The sequence below is a fragment of the Microbacterium sp. NPDC055683 genome (genome assembly GCF_053617895.1).
This window is the reverse complement of record NZ_JBSHGQ010000008.1, coordinates 79,147-96,930: the sequence shown is the minus strand read 5'-3', so window position 1 is coordinate 96,930 and position 17,784 is coordinate 79,147. Positions and strand designations below refer to the sequence as shown.

Below are 17,784 nucleotides of genomic sequence, written 5' to 3'. Positions count from 1 at the left end.
TGGGCGTTCGCGATCTGCACGAGCTGCGCGACGAGCAGCACCTGCCCCGCCTCCACGGCCGCCATCGCCCGAGACGCGACATCCATCGCCTCCACGAGAGCCGTCATCCGCACCGTCTCATCGGCCGTCGGGAACCACCCCGACAACCCGCCGACAGACGAACCTTTGTCCATGTACCCATCATCACACACGCACCAGACATTAGCAAGTATATTCGAAAGTTCGATCCGCCGACCTCTCCACGTTCCGTTTGCCCGTCGAACGCCCTAGCCGTTGACCACAGCGATGCGGCGGGACTCCCGCTGGCGGGTCAGTTTCGCGGCGACCGTCGCGAGGAGGATCGCGATGCCCCATCCACATGCGGCGATGGCCCCCATCGATGGGTCCTCGCGGTGCAGCCACAGCACGGCGACGCCGATCGCGGGCACGGCGAGGAGGCCCAGCACAGCCGCAGCCCGAAGGGCGCGGACCGCGGCGTAGGCGACCGCGATCCCCGCGAGGATCAACGCGGCGAACGATGCATGCGGACCCGCCACCAGATTCCAGAACGCCTGCTGCCCCATGCGCGGGTGGAGAATCCCGGCAGACCAATGCACTGTCAGCAGCCCGACAAACGTCCCCACACCGGCTGCCATCGTGGCGCCGATCGTGACCTCACCGAGAAGTGCGACCGCCGCGAGCAGCGCGAAGAGGGCGACATACATCGTCGAAGGGCCCGTCGAGACGGCGACGATATCGAGCCTCGACGCAGCGACGGCGGCCATCGTGGCGAGAGCAGCCAACAGAGCTCCGACCGACACGGCTCGCGAGATCGGCGCCGCCAATGCGCCGAGCAACGAGAGACCGCAGACCGCCCACGATCCGACGAGGTACGGAGCACCGCCGTTTTCGACGGGCGTCATCCCGACGGGCACGACGTGCAGTGCGAGGAAGAACGCCGCGAACCCACCGAGCACGCCCATGGCGATGGATGCCGCCGGCCTCCTCACAACTCGCGGCAGGATGTCATCGACGCGCATACGCACCCCGCGCATGGCGAGGTCGGCCAGTTCCGCTCGCGTAGGTCTATCTCGCCGCTCGTCCTCCAGCATTTCCGCGAACGTGCCGCGAACCTCGTCCCCATGCGCGACATACCAACGTTTCGGGAACACGCGCAGGACGGCGTCGAGTGCCCTCATGCGACGACCGGCTTCGAAGCGACACCCCGGGAGCGCAAACGCCGATGCGCTTCATCCGCCATCGATGCGCGCCTCGTCGCTTCCTCCTCGAGCCGAGCCGCACCGCCGTCCGTCAACCGGTAGTAGCGACGCAGGCGCCCGTCCAAGACCTCCTCGCCGTCACCATCCACGAGCCCCTCTCCCGCCAGCCTGTCGAGCGCCGCATAGAGCGTTCCGACCTTGAGTCGCACCCGACCCGCCGAAAGGGTCTCGGCCTCGCGCATGAGCGCGTAGCCGTGAGCACGACCCCCGGCGAGCGCCGCGAGGATGAGGAACGTCGGCTCTCGCATCTCCTCTGCCATGCGACAAGAATACTCTATTGAGTGATATATGCGCGACAGTAGAATATCGACCCGACCACCCGGGCACCGCGCCGGGACGCGTCCGGCCGATCTCGCTCACCTCCCGGTACCGTTCAACATCAGCCGCCGCGGGCCGAGAAGCTCGAAGCACCAGCGATACGAGGAGGTACGCATGACGACGCAGGCACCGCAGACCCCGAGATGGAAGGTGATCGGCCCCGGTCTCATCGTGGCCGCGACGGGTGTCGGATCGGCCGATATGGTCGCGACCCTCGTCGCCGGCTCGAACTACGGATACACGCTCCTCTGGGCGGTCCTCCTCGGCGTGATCCTCAAGATCGTGCTCGTCGAGGGCGCAGGGCGCTACACCGTCGCGACGGGCAGGACGATCTTCGAGGGCTGGCGCTCCCTCGGGCGCTGGCCCGTCTGGTACTTCGCGCCGTACATCGTCATCTGGGGCTTCGTCTACGCCGCCTCGGCCATGAGCTCGACGGCTCTCCCTCTCGTCGCCCTCTTCGGCGGACAGACCTGGATGTGGGCCGTCGCGACGGGGCTGATCGCCTTCGTCCTCGTCTGGTTCGGGCGCTACAAGGTCTTCGAGAAGATCTCGGCGGCGCTCGTCGGCCTCATGTTCGTCACCATCGTCATCCTCGCGGTCATCGCCGCGCCGAACGTGTTGCAGGTGCTCTCGGGCATCGTGCCGCTCATCCCCGATGCGCCGAACGCCGTCTTCTACACGCTCGCCCTCGCGGGCGGTGTCGGCGGAACGATCACCCTCGCGGCATACGGGTACTGGCTGCGCGAGAAGGGATGGGACAAGCCGCAGTTCCTCCGCGTCATGCGCATCGACAACACGGTGGCCTATGTCGTCACCGGAATCTTCGTGGTGTCGATGCTCATCGTGGGGGTGGAGGTCGTGCAGGCGGCCGGCGTCGCCCTGTCCGCGGGCGACCAGGGGCTCCTCGAGCTCGACACCGTGCTGCGCGAGCGCTACGGCGACTTCATCGGCGTGTGGTTCCTCGTCGGGTTCTGGGCCGCCGGGTTCTCGTCGGTGCTCGGCGTGTGGAACGGCGTCTCGCTCATGTTCGCCGACTTCATGGGCAACGTCACCGGCAAGGGCTCGGACCATCCGGACGCCCAGGCCAACGGCAAGTGGTTCAAGGTCTACGTGCTGTGGCTGACCTTCCCGCCCATGCTCATGCTGTTCCTCGACCAGCCGATCTTCCTCGTGCTGCTCTACGGCTTCCTCGGCGCGCTCTTCATGCCGTTCCTCGCCATCACGCTCCTGCCCATCCTCAACACCGACCGCGTGCCGCGGGAGTACCGCAACAAGTGGTACCTCAACGTCGCGCTCGGCATCACGACCGTGCTGTTCATCGTGCTCGGCGCCTACCAGGGGTGGAACGCGATCGCCGCGTTCGCCGGCACTCTCGGCTGACAGGGGATGGCCGAGGGCCGGCCCGGAGTGCGACTCCGGACCGGCCCTCGTGTGTCAGCCGCGCATCACGCGCGGCGTCGGCGCACCACCGTGAGCGAGATCGCTCCGGCGAGCAGGAGCAGCAGCGTCGAGGTGATCGCGACACCGGCGATCTCCCCGCCCGTCGGGGCAAGCCCGCTGTCGTCCGCCGCGAACGTGATCTCGAGCACGCCGATGACGGCGCCCGACGCATCCTGCGCGACGAGACGGTGCGTGCCCGACGCGTCGGAGGGCAGCGTCACCGCGACCTCGCCCGAGGCGTCGACCGCGAGCCAGCCCCCGCCGAGCAGCTGCGGCGTGGAGTGCATCCACACAGCGGCCCACTCGCCGGCGTACTGCTCGCCGACGTTCAGGACGATGTCTCCGCCGGGGACGATGTCGCCCGAGACGACCGACAGGATGCCCGTGGCCGCGTCGATCTCGTCGTCCGACGCAGGCGTCGGCGCCGAAGACGGCTTGCCGTCACCGTTCCCGTTCGCCCCTGCGTTGGCGGAGTTCCCGTTCGCAGCCGCGTTCGCGGAGTTCCCGTTCGCACCCGCGTTCGCGGAGTTCCCGTTCGCACCCGCGTTCGCCGCGTTCCCGTTTGCAGCCGCGTTCGCCGCGTTCCCGTTCGCCGCAGCGTTCGCCGCGTTCCCGTTCGCCGCAGCGTTCGCCGCGTTCCCGTTCGCCGCAGCGTTCGCCGCGTTGCCGTTCGCGGCACCGTCGTCGCCCGCACCCGAGCCGTCCGCGTCAGCCTCGGAACCGTCTGCGTCAGCCGAGGCGTCCGCCTCCGCACCGGAGCCATCCGCGTCAGCCGAGGCGTCAGCGTCGTCCGAGGCGTCCGCCTCGGAACCCGAGCCATCCGCGGCAGCCGAAGCATCCGCCTCCGCACCCGAGCCATCCGCGGCAGCCGAAGCATCCGCCTCCGCACCCGAGCCATCCGCATCGGCCGCGGAAGCGTCCGCGCCGGCATCCGCGTCCGCCGCCACCGCAGCATCCGCCTCCGCACCGGAACCATCCGCGTCAGCCGAAGCATCCGCCTCCGCACCGGAACCGTCCGCGGCAGCCGAAGCATCCGCCTCCGCAGCCGCAGCCGCGCCGGCATCCGCGTCCGCCGCAGCTGAAGCGTCCGCCTCCGCACCCGAGCCATCCGCGTCAGCCGAAGCCGAGGCATCCGCCGCGGCTTCGACGTCGGCCCCGCCGGTCGGAGCGACCTCGAGGGCCACGCGGATCTCCGTGCCGCTGTCGGGCGCGGTGAGCACGAGCGTCGCGTCCTCCGGCGCGTCCTCGGGGACGACGACCGAGACGGTCGCCGCGCCGTCGGTCACGGCGACGTCGGCGAACTCGGCCGCGCTGCCCTCGATGGCGGGCTCGAGCACCGTGTTCGCGGGGCTGCCGAGCGACGTGAGGTCGAAGCCCGAGACCTGCAGCTCGACCGTGTCGCCCGCCGAGACCTGCCCGGCGGGGATGCCCGTGACCTGCGCCGTCGTGCTGGCGAAGTCGGGGCTCAGCGGGGAGTTCGCCTCGATGTAGTCGATCCAGGCGTCGCGGTCGACGAGACCCGAGTCGCGGGTGTCGTCGCCCTCCGAGAACGCGGTGAAGTTGTCGCCGCCCTGGAGGAGGAAGCTGAACGACCCGATGCGGTACTCGGCGGCGGGATCGATCGGCTCGCCGTCGATCCAGACGCCCGTGATGCGCTCGCCGCGCGGCTGCGACGCGTCGGACGTGTAGGTCACGTTCGACGACAGCCCCAGCTGCAGGTAGGGGCGGCTCGACCCGTCGGGCTGCCACTGCTGCTCGAGGACCTCCTCGAACTCGGCGCCCGTGAGCGTCGTCGTCCAGAGGTTGTTCACGAACGGCAGCACGGCGTTCGCCTCGGCGTAGGTGATGACGCCGTCCGTCCCCGCGTACAGCTCGTTGCGGAGGCCGCCCGGGTTCACGACGCCGATCTCGGCGCCACCGCGATCATCCGACGACAGGCTCGACACGAGCGAGTCGGCGACGAGGTTGCCGAGGGCCGACTGCGCCGCGCGGTTGTCGCGCGCGCCGCCGGTCCAGACGCCGTCGACGTAGGAGCCGCCGCCGAACGCCGTCGTGATGTCGGCGGTCACCTCGCCGACCGGCTGCTCGCCGATCTCGGCGGCGACGGCGAGCGCCGCGTCGACGATGCCGTCGACCTCCGCGACGCGCGGGTAGGTCGCGATGAGCGTGTCGGCCGCCGTCGTCGTGCGGTCGACGTTCGCCGCCTCGTACGACACCACGTCGCCCGTCGCGCCGTCGACCTCGAGGACGACCTGCCCGATGTTCTCGCCGTAGTTGCCGGTCTGGATGACGGGACGGGTCTCGCCCGTCGTCGACCCCGGAACGGGCGCGTCCCACGCGTACTCCTTGTGGGTGTGGCCCGTGAAGATCACGTCGACCTCGGCCGAGGTGTCCTCGACGATCGAGGCGAACGCACCGCCCGCGGCGACCTCCTCCTCGAGCGTGGCGCCCTCCACGACGCCGTCGACCGAGCCCTCGTGGTACTCCGCCACGATGATGTCGGCCTCGCCGTTCGCGGCGTCGCCGTCGGTCAGCTGCGCGGCGACGCGGTTCACGGCGGCGACGGGGTCGCCGAACTCGACGTCGGCGATGCCGCCGGGCGAGACGAGCGTCGCCGTCTCCTCCGTGACGACGCCGATGACGCCGACCGTCAGGCCGTCGACCTCGAACGTCGCGTACTCCTGCAGCGCCGGCTCGTCCGTGCCGACGGCGTACACGTTCGCTCCGAGGTAGGGGAAGTCCGCCTCGTCGCTCACGCGGCCCGTGAGGTCGGAGAGCCCCTTGTCGAACTCGTGGTTGCCGACCGCCGACACCGCCAGCTCGAGCGCGTCGAGGACGTCGAGCGTCGGCTGGTCGTCGGCCACCGACGAGGCGAAGAGCGAGGCGCCGATGTTGTCGCCCGCCGACAGGAAGAGCGTGCTGTCATCGCCGTACTCGGCCCGCAGCTGCTCGATCGTGCCCGCGAACGCGACCGTGTTGCCGTCGATCCGGCCGTGGAAGTCGTTGATGTTCAGCAGGTTGATCGTCGAGGTCTCCGCGTCCGCGAAGTCGACGCCCACGACGATGGGGTCGTGGTCGCTGGAGCGGTACGGCGACTCGTCGTAGAACGACGTGGCGTTGTAGTTGTACCGGCTGTACTCGAGCGCGATCGACTCCCCGGAGTTGATGTTCCAGATGTCGGCGCCCGAGACGAGCTCCTCGGCGGAGGCGGAGGCGAGGATGTGGTCGAGCGAGCCGATCTGGCCGTCGAAGGAGTAGGTCTCCTTGCCGGTCTTCTCGCCCTGGTCGACGTAGCCCGCCTCGTAGAGGACCTGCATGGGGTCCTCCTGCGTGTAGGCGTTGAAGTCGCCGATGAGGAATACGTCGTCGGTGCCGACCTCGGCCTGCAGCCCGTCGGCGAAGTCGACGAGCGCCTCGGCCTGCGCGACGCGCGACGCGTTCGACGCGCCCTGGCCGTCGCCCTGGTCGGCGTCGACGCCCGATCCCGATCCCTTCGACTTGAAGTGGTTCACGATCGCGAGGAACGTGTCGTCCTCGTCGCCGCCGACGGGCTGGAAGGCCTGCGCGAGCGGGTAGCGCGCGTTCGAGAACGCCGCGTCGTCGTCGATCACCGAGTCGCCGACGAGCTCGACGGCGTCCTTCTTGTAGATGAAGGCGGTGCGGATGACGTCCTCGCCGGCGGGCACGGTCGCGGGCGACGGGGCGTACGCCCACTCGTCCGCGCCGAGGTCGGCGTTGAGCGCCTCCACGAGGGCCGCCACGGCGGCGTCCCGCTCCTCGCCGGCGATCGTGGAGTTCTCGATCTCCTCGAGCGAGACGACCTCGGCGCCGAGGCCGTTGACCGCCGCGACGATCTTCGCCTGCTGGCGGAGGAGGTCCTCCTCCTCGGCGGCGCCGCGCACGGACACCGCGGAGCACGTGTTCACCGTGACGGGGTCGCCGACGCGGTCGGCGTAGTAGGTGCAGCTCGCGCCCAGCGCCTCCGCGTCCTCGCCCGTCGTCGTGAAGTAGTTGAGGACGTTGAAGCTCGCGATCTGGATGTCGCCGCCCACGTCGGCCGGGCCGTCCGTGCGGGTGTTCTCGAACGTCGCCGGCTGGACGGCGGCGGCGTTGTCGACCGTGAGCTGCTGCGTCGGCTGCAGGTTCCAGAGGCTGTTGCGGTAGTCGACGACGACGGGCTGCGTGAACGTCACGGGCGCGCCGACGCGGACCGGCTCCTCGAGCGAGAGGTAGGGCAGGGGGATGCCCTTGTTCGCGGAGGAGTTGAAGTTGATCGACGCGCCGTCGTCGAGCGTGAGCGCCCGCGCGGCGTTGTCGGCGACGACGGCCGCGTAGGCGTCGACGTCGTCGGGGTTCGCCACCTCGGTGGGCGTCATGAGAGGCGTGGTGCCCGCGGCGAGGCCGATGGAGGCGTAATAGTTCGTGTCGTACGTGTCGCTGACGGTGAAGTCGCCCTGCGGGGCGAACAGCATGCCCTCGATCGACTCGCGACCGGCCTCGTCCTCCGGCCAGGCGAGCTCGGCGGGCGCGACCGTCTGCGTCGTCGTCGCTGCCGGCTCGATCACCGTGACGTTCGCCGCGGTCGGGCTGATCTCGGTGAGGCCGTTGTACTCGGACACGGGGCCGGTGACCTCGACGTAGTCGCCGATGGCGACCTTCGCCGTGGCCTGGCTGCCGTACACGAAGACGGCGTCCGACGCCGTGTGCGCGGCGAGGTCGATGGCGCCGCCCGTGCCGGGCGTCTGGATGTAGAAGCCGTTGAACCCGCCCGTGGGGTACGCCGCCGTCACGACGCCGCGCGTCGTCACCGTCTGGCCCGCGAGCGGGCTCGCCTCGCCCGTGCCCTGGATGGCCGAGATCTCGACGGCCTCCGGGGCCGCCGTGGGCGTGGGGGTCGGCGTGGGCGTCGCCGTGCCCGTCGGCTCCGGCTCGGGGGAGGCCGTCGACGACTCGGGCGTGACCGTGGTCGCGTTGGCGAAGTCGGCGGAGTTGACGTCGGTGTCGACGAAGTCCGTCCGCACGAGGGAGTTCGGCACGGAGTTGGCTCCGTCGACGGCCGCTGCCGTGCCCTCGAAGGTGTTCGACGTCCCGTAGCCGAGCAGGTCGACGACGTGCTCGACGCCGACGATCGAGCCGGTCGCGAGCGTCACGGGGCTCGACGTGTCGGCGAGGAAGATCGTCCCCGTCGTGCCGGAGGGGTTGATGCTCGTGCTGGAGAGGTCGGGCTCGGGCAGCGCGGCGCCGTTGGAGCCGTTGCTGCCGAGGGCGACGAGGAAGTGGTCGCCCGCGGCGATCGACCCCGACAGGGCGAGGGTGCCGTTGGGGGCTCCCGTGCCGGACGCGCTGCGGTACTGCAGCGACCATCCGTCGAGGCTCTGCGCCGTTCCGCCGGCGTTGTAGAGCTCGATGAACTTGTGCGTGTAGGGCGCGTTCGCGCTGCCGCCCTTGAGATAGGCCTCGTTGATGAGCACGTCGGCGGGCTCGGCGGCGGCAGCGGCGACGGGCGCCAAGAGCGCTCCCGTCACCGCCGTTCCGACGAGGACGGCGACCACGCCCGTGGTGCGCTTGCGTGATGACATGACGGTATCGGTCTCCTGGTGGGGTGACGATCGCGCACGCAGGGTGACGCGCGCGGATGCGGGGAGACGCTACGGATGTCGTTTGCACGGGCCGTTTCCGGTCCGTGTCCGGCAGGTGAACGGGTCAGTGAACTGGCGGTCAGGACCGGCGCTCAGAGCGCGAGCACGAAGGTCCAGGTGCCCGCCGCGACGGCCGCCGTCGTCGCGGCGCCGGCGATCGCCGCGGCGAGCACGACGACGACCCCGTCGCGCGGACGGAGCCGCGAGGGGCGGGCCCAGGTGCGGCGCACGGGCGCGCCGAACCCGCGGGCCTCCATGGCGGTCGCGAGTTTCGTGCCGCGGCGGATGGCCAGCACGAAGAGGGCGAAGGTCTGCCCCGCGAGACGCCGGAGCCGCCCCGAGTCGGCGACGCCTCGCGCGCGTCGCGCCATCCCGAGCTCCCGCCAGTCGTCGACGAGCAGGCCGACGAGCCGGAGCCCCGCGAGCGCACCCAGCACGAATCGTGCAGGGAGGCGCAGGATCTGGGCGAGCGCGTCGGCGAGGTCGGTCGGGTCGGTCGTGGCGAAGAGGACGACCGACGGCACCGCGATCGCGAGCACGCGCAGCAGGATGGCGAGGGCGAGCGAGAGGGAGCCGTCGCTCACGCGGAGCAGTCCCCATTCGAGGTACGTCGTCCCGCTCTGGCGGCCGTACAGGGTCGTCGCGAGGCACGCGATGAGCGCCGACGCGCCGATGGGCCACAGCCGCACCCACAGATCGCGGGCCGAGAGCCGCGCGAACGGCAGCACGAGCAGCGTGAGGAGCAGGGAGACGCCCGCCGAGACGGGGTCGATCGACAGCAGCAGCACCACGCCGATCACGAGGGCGGCGGCGAGCTTCGCGACGGCGTTCACGCTCCCGAGCGGAGACCGCCGCGCGTCGATCGTGACGAGGCTCATGCGGCGGCCCCCGCGACGGCGGGGCCGAGCACGACGACGTCGTCGGCGAGGGCGTCGACGAGGGGGCGGTCGTGCGTCGCCACCACGAGCGCCGTCCCGTCGGCGCGCACGTCGTCGAGCAGGATGGCGAGCTCGCGCCACGTGCGCGCGTCCTGCCCGTACGTGGGCTCGTCGAGCACGAGCAGGCGCGGACGCGTCACGAGCGACGCGGCGACGGTGAGCCGCCGCTTCTCGCCGCCCGAGAGGGTGAAGGGGTTCTCGTCGGCGAGCGCGGTGAGTCGCAGGCGGGCGAGGAGGTCGTCGACCGTCCGCGCGGTCGTCGCGGGGTCGGACCGCAGCGCCCGCGGGCCGACCTCGAGCTCGTCACGCACGGACGAGGCGAGCAGCTGGTGCTCGGGGGACTGGAACAGCATGCCGATGCGGGTGAGCAGCTGGCGCGACGTCCACCGCACCGGCTCTCCCCTCGCACCAGCCGCGAGCTCGGCGGAGGCGGTGAGGGCGCCGCCGGCGGGCGCGAGCAGGCCGGCGAGCGTCGCGGCCAGCGTCGACTTGCCCGCGCCGTTGCGGCCGAGCACGGCCGTCGCCGTCCCCGAGGCCACGGCGAGGTCGATGCCGTCGGCCACGGTCCGCGCCTGCCGCGCTCCGAGCGGCCGGCGCCCGACGGCGAGCCGCTCGGCCCGCAGCAGCTCGACGCCCGAGCGTCGCGGAGGCGTCCGAGGGATCTCCGGGACGACGCCCGGCACCCAGACGCCGGCCGCCGTGAGAGCGGAGCCGTGGGCGTCGAAGACGGCGCCGGGCGCGCCATCGGCGATCACGCCGCCGCCCGCGCCGAGCACGACGACGCGGTCGACATGCTCGGCCCACAGCGCGACGCGGTGCTCCACGACGACGAGCGTCGAGCCGGTCGCCTCCGCGGCCGCCACGACGGCCTCCCGCACGTCGACCGCGCCCTCGGGATCGAGGTTCGCGGTCGGCTCGTCGAGGAGCAGCAGGCCCGGCCGCATGGCGAGGAGGCCGGCGAGGGCGAGGCGCTGCTTCTGTCCGCCCGAGAGAGCGGTGGTCGGATGGTCGAGCGGGAGGCGGAGGCCGACGGCGTCGAGCGCCTGCGGAACGCGGCGCCAGATCTCGTCGCGAGGCACGCCGAGGTTCTCGCAGGCGAACGCGACGTCGTCGCCCACACGCGCGAGCACGACCTGAGCATCCGGATCCTGGAGGACGAGCCCCGCGGCGCCGCGCGCCTGCGCCGCGGGTCGGCCGTCGACAAGCATCTCGCCCGCGGCGTCGCCGTCCTCCTCGTCGCCCAGCACCCCCGCGAGGCCGCGCAGCAGCGTCGACTTGCCGGAGCCGCTGGCGCCGAGCAGCAGCACGCGCTCCCCCGGCTCGACGACGAGGTCGACGTCCGACACCGCCCATCCGCTGCGGCCGGCGTGCCGCCATCCCCAGCCGCGGGCCTCGATCCGCGCGGTCACGCGGCGCTGGCGCCTCCCGCTCGACGCGCACGCAGCTCGCGGCCGGACGCGAAGCGGTCGAGGGCGCCCGTCGCGGCGAGCGCGCGCGTGATGACGAGCGACACCAGTCCCGCGAGCACGATGCCCGAGACGACGGCGGACGCCGCGTAGACGAGACGCACCTCCACGGCGAGCGCCGCGACGCTCGAGAAGCTCGTGTCGAGCACCGCGACCGCGACGCCCGCGAGCGCGCCGGACAGCAGCGCACCGAGGAGGCGCCAGTTGGCGTAGGCGAGCAGGGCGAAGCCCAGTTCGGCGCCGAGGCCCTGCACGACGCCCCAGATGAAGGTCGTGAAGCCCCACTGCGTGCCGATGAGCATCGACACGACGGCCGCGACGATCTCCGTGTAGAGGGCCGCCCCCGGCTTGCGGACGACGAGGCCGCCCAGCACGCCGGCGAACAGCCATCCGCCCGCGAGCAGCCCCGACAGGCCGGGCGTGAACGAGAGGAGGCTGTCGAGGGCGGGCCAGGCCTGGCCCCACAGCCAGAAGACGACGCCCGCCGCGACGCCGATGACGCTCGCGACGACGATGTCGACCACGCGCCACGTGTAGCGGCGGGGGGTCCTGGTTCCGGACACGGACACGGACGTGGACATTCTGTTCTCCTTCCTGCGCCGGCATGACCCGGATCAGGTTCGACGGTCGACGCGCGGCTCGCGTCCTCTCAGCCCGGCTCGGCGGACTCCCGTGTGATGTGCGGCTGATTCTACTCCTCCGCGGGGCCCCGCGCCGCGGGCTCCGAGGTGCGACGGGGTACCGTAGGCGGGTGGCAATCGACGACATCCCGGCACCCGAGGCCGGCGCGACCTCGCGTCGGTCGCGCCGGGAGCATCGCGCGATCGCCGACGAGACGCCCGCAGCGGATGCGCCGGTCGCCGCGACCGACGAGGTCGCCCCCGCACCCGCACCCACAGGACCGACGCCGCTCCTCCCGTCGACCGCCGCGCTCTCGTGGGTCGATGCGGATGCCGTCGCTGACGCCCCGCCCGCGGGTCCGCCCGCCGCGACACGGCCGCGTGGGGCGGCCATCCTGCCCCTTCCGCCGCGGCGCCGCGGATGGATCGGCCCCGTCGCCGCTGTCGGCGTGCTCGCCGTCGGCTACGTCGCCGCGTGCGCGCTGTGGCCGCTGTCGAGCGTCGAGCCGAGCGTGTCGGCCCTGGCGGTCGAGACGCCGATCGGCGAAGAGTTCCCCGTCGTGTGGCCCGAGGACGGCACGTCGGCGCTCGCGGCGCAGGGCGGGCCGGGCGGCGCCATCTCGTCGGACGACGAGTCGCTCCCGATGGCGAGCATCACGAAGGTCGTCACGGCGCTCATGATCATCGAGAACCAGGGGCTCGCGGTCGGCGACGACGGCGCGACCTTCGCGTTCACGCAGGCCGACAGCGACGAGTACTGGGCGTATCTGTACGCCGACGAGTCGGCCGTCGACGTCCCCGTCGACGGCACGCTCACGCTCTACCAGATGCTGCAGGGCGTCATGCTCGGCTCCGCGAACAACTACGTCGACCGCCTCGTCCAGGAGATCTGGGGAACGCAGGAGGCGTGGCTCGCCGACGCGACCGCCTGGCTGGCCGACAACGGCCTCGACGGCATCACCGTGACCGACCCGAGCGGCATCGACCCGGGCAACGTCGCGTCGGCCCGCGCGCTCATCGCCCTCGCCGAGAGAGCGGAGCAGGACCCCGTGCTCGCCGAGATCATGGCGCAGGACTCCGTGACGCTGCCGGGGGCGGGGCTCGTCGAGAACTCGAACCCGCTCATCGGCGACGAGGGCGTCATCGGGCTCAAGACCGGCTCGCTGTGGTCGACGGGCACGGAGTACTTCAATCTGCTCGCCGCGAAGGACGTCACGATCGGGCAGACCACCGTCACGCTCTACTCGGCCGTGCTCGGCCAGCCGGACGAGGACAGCCGCGAGATCGTCAGCCGCACCCTGCTCGACCAGCTCGAGGAGGGCATGCAGCAGGTGACCGCCGTCGATGCGGGCGCCGCCGTCGCCCGCATCACGACGGAGTGGGGCGCGCAGAGCACGGTCGTGACCTCCGCCGACGCCGACGTCATCTCCTGGCAGGGCGTGGCCCCCGCGACCGACGCCGACTACGAGGTCGCGATCGGAGACGACGCCGGCGACGAGGTCGGGACGCTGCTCGTGACGGGCGGCATGGACTCCGCGAGCGTCCCGCTGCAGCTGTCGGAGGCCGTCCCCGCGCCGTCGTTCCTCTGGCGCCTCGCCCACCCCCTCGCGCTGCTCGGCCTCGACTGAGGTCAGGCGCCGGCGAGACCCGGGACGGTGTAGCGGCGCTGGTTCCCGAACCGGTGGGCCGTGATCGACACCGCCTGCTCCCGCACGAACGGCAGCAGCTCGACGCGGCCGGCCGACGTCACGGGGCCGTCGTACACGGCGACGGCGGGCGACCCGCCGGTGGCCGCGACGACCTCGCCGGCCGAGCCGCCCACCAGCCGGATGCGCCCTCCCGCCGCGGCGAGCGCCGCGCACCGGGAGGTCCATGCGTCGGCGTCGTCGACGTGCACGGGGACACCCGCGTCGCGCAGCCATCGGCCGACGGCCCCCGACGGGGTCGCCGCCGCGCTGACGACGACGGGAGCGCCCGCGCGCAGGCCCGCGGCGACGACGCGCACGAGCTCCGCCTCCGGCCGGCCGTCGAACCGCACCGTCACGGGGCACGGCGCGTATCGCAGCACGTTCTGCTCCAGGCGGAGGCCCTGCACGTCGCGCGCGATGCCGAACTCCTCGCCCATCGCACGGATGTCGGTCGCGAGCGCCGCGGCGAGCCACGCGTCGCCGTCGACGGCCGCGACAGCGCGGGCGGACGCCGTGTCGGAGGCCGCCTCTCCGGACGCGGGGGCGTCCGTCCAGGTGCCGAACCCGTAGAGGTAGCTCGGACCGCCCGCCTTCGTGCCGGCGCCGACCGCCGACCTCTTCCATCCGCCGAACGGCTGCCGCTGCACGATGGCGCCCGTCGTCCCGCGGTTCACGTAGGCGTTGCCCACGTCGATGCGCTCGAGCCACCGCGCGATCTCGTCCTCGTCGAGCGCGTGGAGCCCTGACGTGAGCCCGTAGTCGACGGCGCGGACGATGTCGATCGCCTCGTCGAGCGTCGCGGCCGCCATGATGCCGAGCACGGGGCCGAAGTACTCCGTGAGGTGGAACTCGCTGCCCGGCTGCACGTCGTCGCGGATGCCGGGGCTCCACAGCGCGCCGTCGCGGTCGAGCATGCGCGGCTCGCGCACCCAGCGCTGGCCGGGTTCCAGGCGCGTGAGCGCGCGCTCCAGCCTGCCCTCGGCCGGAGCGATGAGCGGCCCGATGCGCGAGGCCGCATCCCACGGCATGCCCACCTGGTAGCCGTCGACGGCGTCGACCAGTTGGCGGCGGAAGCGCTCGCTGCGCGCCGCGGATCCCACGAGCACGACGAGCGAGGCGGCGGAGCACTTCTGCCCCGCGTGCCCGAAGGCCGAGGACGCGACGTCCTTCGCCGCGAGGTCGAGGTCGGCCGACGGCGTGACGATGATCGCGTTCTTGCCGCTCGTCTCGGCGAGCAGCGGCAGGTCGGCGCGGAAGGAGCGGAAGAGCTCCGCCGTCTCGTAGGCGCCCGTGAGGACGACCCGCTCGACGTCGGGGTGCGCGACGAGCCGGCGGCCGACGTCGCCCTCCTCGGCGATCGCGAGCCGCAGCACGTCGCGCGGCACACCGGCCTCCCAGAGCGCCTCGGCGAGCACCGCGCCGCATCGCTGCGCCTGCGGGGCGGGCTTCAGGACGACGGGAGAGCCGGCCGCGAGCGCGGCGAGCGACGAGCCGGCGGGGATGGCGACGGGGAAGTTCCACGGCGGGGTCACGACCGTGAGGCGCACGGGTTCGAACACGGCGCCGTCGACGTCGCGGAGCGAGAGGGCGCTCTCGGCGTAGTAGTGCGCGAAGTCGATCGCCTCCGACACCTCGGGGTCGCCCTGCTCGATCACCTTGCCGCACTCGGCTCCCATCACCTCGAGCAGGTCGGCCCTGTGCGCCTCGAGCACGTCGCCCGCACGGTGCAGGATGGCCGCGCGCGCCTCGGCGCCGAGCGCTCGCCATCCCTCGCCGGCGGAGCTCGCCTCGGCGACGAGCGCGTCGACCTCCGCGACGGAGCCGACGGCGTGCCGCGCGAGCGCGTCGAGTCCGAGCGTCGAGCGCTCCATGCGGTCCCGGATGGCGGCGGCCCATTCCCGGTTGCCGGAGATGCTCGGGTCGCTGTCGGGGGCGTTGCGGAAGCCCGAGCCGGGTGCGGCGGGCTGCGGCGCGCGGCGGTCCTGCACGCGGTGCGGGGCCGGCACCTCCGCCGGCATCGCCGCCGCCGAGGCGCGGAAGCGCGCCTCCTCACGTGCGAACAGCTCGGCGCTCCCGTCGAGGTCGAAGACCGCCGACATGAAGTTCTCGGGGCTCGCTCCCTCCTCGAGCCGGCGGACGAGGTACGCGATCGCGACGTCGAACTCGGCCGGATGGACGACGGGCGTGTAGAGCAGCAGTCCGCCCACGTCGCGGCGGACGACCTCGGCCTGCGCCGTGGCCATCCCGAGCAGCATCTCGAACTCGACGCCCGGCCCGCCCGCCACGCCGCGCCGCTGTGCGAGCAGCCACGCGAGCGCCACGTCGAAGAGGTTGTGGCCGGCGACTCCGAGCCGCACGTTGCCGATGCGGTCGGGGTGCAGGGCGTAGTCGAGCACGGCCTTGTACGACGCGTCGGACTCCTGCTTCGACGACCACGTCGCGAGGGGCCATCCGTGGGTCTCTGCGTCCACCTGCTCCATGGGGAGGTTCGCGCCCTTCACGACGCGCACCTTGACGGGGGCGCCGCCGTCGGCGACCCGCCGTGCCGCCCACTCCTGCAGGCGCATCATGGCGCCGAGGGCGTCTGGCAGGTAGGCCTGCAGCACGATGCCCGCCTCGAGGCCGCGGAACTCCGGCCGCTCCAGGATCCGGATGAACACCGCGAGCGTGAGATCGAGGTCCCTGTACTCCTCCATGTCGAGGTTGAGGAAGGTGCCCCTCTCCTGGGCGATCGCGTACAGCGGCGCGAGCGCGGCGACGGCGTGCTCGACGGCCTCGTCGAACGCCCACGGGCTGTGCGGGGCGACGGTCGACGACACCTTGATGGAGACGTAGTCGACGTCGTCCCGCTCGATGAGGCGGCGCGTTCCGGCCAGACGCTTCGCCGCCTCCGCGGTGCCCAGCACGGCCTCGCCGAGCAGGTTGACGTTGAGGCGCACGCCCTGGCGGCGGATGGCCGCGAGCGTCGCGCCGAGCTTCTCGTCTCGCGCGTCGACGACGAGGTGGCGGACCATCCGCCGCAGCACGGCGCGGCTCGCCGGCACGACGACGCCGGGGAGCACGGGCGCGGCGAGCCCGCCGAGGCGGATGAGCGCGCGCAGCGGAGCGGGCAGGAACCTCGGGACGATCGGCATGAGGCCGGTGAGGGCGCGCGCAGCGACCCGGGTGTCCTCCGGCCGGACGACGCCGTCGACGAATCCGACCGTGAATGCGAGGCCGTCGGGGTCGCGCAGCACACCGGCGAGGCTCCGCGCGCTCGCGTCGACCTTCTGGGAGCGGGCGGCGGCGAGCCAGGTGCGCACCTGCGCGACGGCGTCGTCGACGAGGGCGGAGTCGATGGGGGCGACGTCGTCGCGCGCGGGGGACGGGGAGGGGGTGGGCATGCGTTCAGTGTGGACCGTCGGTCCGCGCGAGAAAAGCGATGATTCCCGCTGCCGACTCGGCGATATCATCGACGAATGATCCCCTGGAGCGGCCGAAGCCTGCAGCTCCTGCACGAGCTGCGGCTGCGCGGCACGATCGCCGCCGTCGCATCCGCGCTGTCGTACAGCCCGTCGACCGTCTCGCACCGGCTGCAGCAGCTCGAACACGAGGTCGGCGTGCCCCTCCTCGAGCCCGACGGCAGGGGCGTCCGGCTGACCGCCGCGGGCGAGACGGTCGCGCGGCATGCGGCCGCGCAGCTCGCGGCGCAGGAGCGCGTGGCGGGGTCCCTCGCGCAGCTCGGCGCGGAGCTCACGCCGCTGCGCGTCGCGGCGCTGCAGTCGGCGACGCGCACGATCGTCCCCACGATGCTGTCGGCACTCGCCGCCGAGCTGCCGACGCTGCGCGTCGAGGTCGCCGTCATCCCGCCGGAGCAGGGCCTGGCCGAAGTCGAGGCGGGCGGCCTCGACCTCGTGATGGCGGAGCAGTACCCCGGTCGCACCCGCCCCCGCCCGCCCGCTCTGGACCGGGAGCTGCTCGGCCGCGACCCCATCCGCCTCGCCGTCGCCCCCGGCTCCCCCGCCTCGTCGCTCGCCGACGTGCGCGACGCCCCGTGGGTCATGGAGCCCGTCGGCACGACTGCTCGCGACTGGGCCGTGCAGCAATGCCGCGCGGCCGGGTTCGAGCCGGACATCCGCCACGAGGCCACCGACCTCTCCGCGCACCTGCGGCTCATCGCCGCCGGGCATGCGGTCGGGCTGGTCCCGGGGCTCGCCGTCGCCGCCGACGAGGCGGCGCCCCGCCTCGTCGACCTGCCCGGCGCGCCGCATCGCGAGATCTTCACCTCGGCGCGCGCTTCGGCGGTGGGGCTGCCGGGGGTGCGCGCGGCACGGCGCGTGCTCGCGGAGGCCTTCGACGCCCTGCGCGGGCCCTGAGCACTCCCTCGCGCGGCACACCGCGTCGGCGTGCGGCGGATGGCCGTGCGATGTGGTGGGG

The 17,784-nt window shown here is 72.7% G+C and carries 10 protein-coding genes and 1 riboswitch; of the genes, 3 read left to right on the top strand and 7 right to left on the bottom strand.

Annotated elements, in window-relative coordinates; translation table 11 throughout:
* Positions 1 to 266 precede the first annotated feature (266 nt).
* Both ACWGPF_RS05480 and ACWGPF_RS05475 read right to left on the bottom strand, forming a co-directional pair.
* Positions 267 to 1,178, bottom strand: a complete 912-nt coding sequence (locus ACWGPF_RS05480) for a hypothetical protein (protein ID WP_452331863.1) — start codon at positions 1,176 to 1,178, stop codon at positions 267 to 269.
* A complete protein-coding gene (locus tag ACWGPF_RS05475) occupies positions 1,175 to 1,519 on the bottom strand; it encodes a PadR family transcriptional regulator (protein WP_452331862.1) in 345 nt (114 codons plus the stop codon). Before ACWGPF_RS05475 ends, ACWGPF_RS05480 begins: the two co-directional genes overlap by 4 nt.
* Positions 1,520 to 1,691: 172 nt before the next feature.
* On the opposite strand from ACWGPF_RS05475, the gene ACWGPF_RS05470 reads away from it, so the two are divergent.
* Positions 1,692 to 2,957, top strand: a complete 1,266-nt coding sequence (locus ACWGPF_RS05470) for an Nramp family divalent metal transporter (protein WP_452331861.1) — start codon at positions 1,692 to 1,694, stop codon at positions 2,955 to 2,957.
* A gap of 65 nt (positions 2,958 to 3,022) precedes the next feature.
* Here ACWGPF_RS05470 and ACWGPF_RS05465 read toward each other — a convergent pair whose 3' ends face one another.
* From ACWGPF_RS05465 to ACWGPF_RS05450, 4 genes are all read right to left on the bottom strand, one after another.
* The gene (locus ACWGPF_RS05465) at positions 3,023 to 8,596 is read right to left on the bottom strand and encodes an ExeM/NucH family extracellular endonuclease (protein WP_452331860.1); all 5,574 of its coding nucleotides are present in this window, start codon (positions 8,594 to 8,596) and stop codon (positions 3,023 to 3,025) included.
* Positions 8,597 to 8,748: 152 nt separating this feature from the next.
* A complete protein-coding gene (locus ACWGPF_RS05460; RefSeq protein ID WP_452331859.1) occupies positions 8,749 to 9,534 on the bottom strand; it encodes an energy-coupling factor transporter transmembrane component T family protein in 786 nt (261 codons plus the stop codon).
* Complete coding sequence (locus ACWGPF_RS05455) at positions 9,531 to 11,003, bottom strand: ABC transporter ATP-binding protein (RefSeq protein WP_452331858.1); 1,473 nt, start codon at positions 11,001 to 11,003, stop codon at positions 9,531 to 9,533. The genes ACWGPF_RS05460 and ACWGPF_RS05455 overlap by 4 nt, the downstream gene beginning before the upstream one ends.
* On the bottom strand, positions 11,000 to 11,641 hold the full coding sequence (locus tag ACWGPF_RS05450; protein ID WP_452331857.1) for an ECF transporter S component: 642 nt from the start codon (positions 11,639 to 11,641) through the stop codon (positions 11,000 to 11,002). The genes ACWGPF_RS05455 and ACWGPF_RS05450 overlap by 4 nt, the downstream gene beginning before the upstream one ends.
* A riboswitch (TPP riboswitch) is annotated at positions 11,635 to 11,743 on the bottom strand. (Overlaps the previous gene by 7 nt.)
* 68 nt (positions 11,744 to 11,811) lie before the next feature.
* On the opposite strand from ACWGPF_RS05450, the gene ACWGPF_RS05445 reads away from it, so the two are divergent.
* On the top strand, positions 11,812 to 13,308 hold the full coding sequence (locus ACWGPF_RS05445) for a D-alanyl-D-alanine carboxypeptidase family protein (protein WP_452331856.1): 1,497 nt from the start codon (positions 11,812 to 11,814) through the stop codon (positions 13,306 to 13,308).
* A gap of 2 nt (positions 13,309 to 13,310) precedes the next feature.
* Here the strand turns inward: ACWGPF_RS05445 and ACWGPF_RS05440 are convergent, their stop codons facing one another.
* Positions 13,311 to 16,751 (bottom strand): bifunctional proline dehydrogenase/L-glutamate gamma-semialdehyde dehydrogenase, encoded by a 3,441-nt coding sequence (locus ACWGPF_RS05440; protein WP_452331855.1) that lies wholly within the window; start codon positions 16,749 to 16,751, stop codon positions 13,311 to 13,313.
* Positions 16,752 to 16,826: 75 nt separating this feature from the next.
* On the opposite strand from ACWGPF_RS05440, the gene ACWGPF_RS05435 reads away from it, so the two are divergent.
* The gene (locus ACWGPF_RS05435; RefSeq protein ID WP_452331854.1) at positions 16,827 to 17,723 is read left to right on the top strand and encodes a LysR family transcriptional regulator; all 897 of its coding nucleotides are present in this window, start codon (positions 16,827 to 16,829) and stop codon (positions 17,721 to 17,723) included.
* Positions 17,724 to 17,784 lie beyond the last annotated feature (61 nt).

Bases quoted from the DNA above. Each gene is read 5' to 3' on its own strand.
- ACWGPF_RS05460 (WP_452331859.1), bottom strand. From the start codon at position 9,534: ATGAGCCTCGTCACGATCGACGCGCGGCGGTCTCCGCTCGGGAGCGTG.
- ACWGPF_RS05435 (WP_452331854.1), top strand. From the start codon at position 16,827: ATGATCCCCTGGAGCGGCCGAAGCCTGCAGCTCCTGCACGAGCTGCGG.
- ACWGPF_RS05465 (WP_452331860.1), bottom strand. From the start codon at position 8,596: ATGTCATCACGCAAGCGCACCACGGGCGTGGTCGCCGTCCTCGTCGGA.
- ACWGPF_RS05440 (WP_452331855.1), bottom strand. From the start codon at position 16,751: ATGCCCACCCCCTCCCCGTCCCCCGCGCGCGACGACGTCGCCCCCATC.
- ACWGPF_RS05450 (WP_452331857.1), bottom strand. From the start codon at position 11,641: ATGTCCACGTCCGTGTCCGTGTCCGGAACCAGGACCCCCCGCCGCTAC.
- ACWGPF_RS05480 (WP_452331863.1), bottom strand. From the start codon at position 1,178: ATGAGGGCACTCGACGCCGTCCTGCGCGTGTTCCCGAAACGTTGGTAT.
- ACWGPF_RS05475 (WP_452331862.1), bottom strand. From the start codon at position 1,519: ATGGCAGAGGAGATGCGAGAGCCGACGTTCCTCATCCTCGCGGCGCTC.
- ACWGPF_RS05470 (WP_452331861.1), top strand. From the start codon at position 1,692: ATGACGACGCAGGCACCGCAGACCCCGAGATGGAAGGTGATCGGCCCC.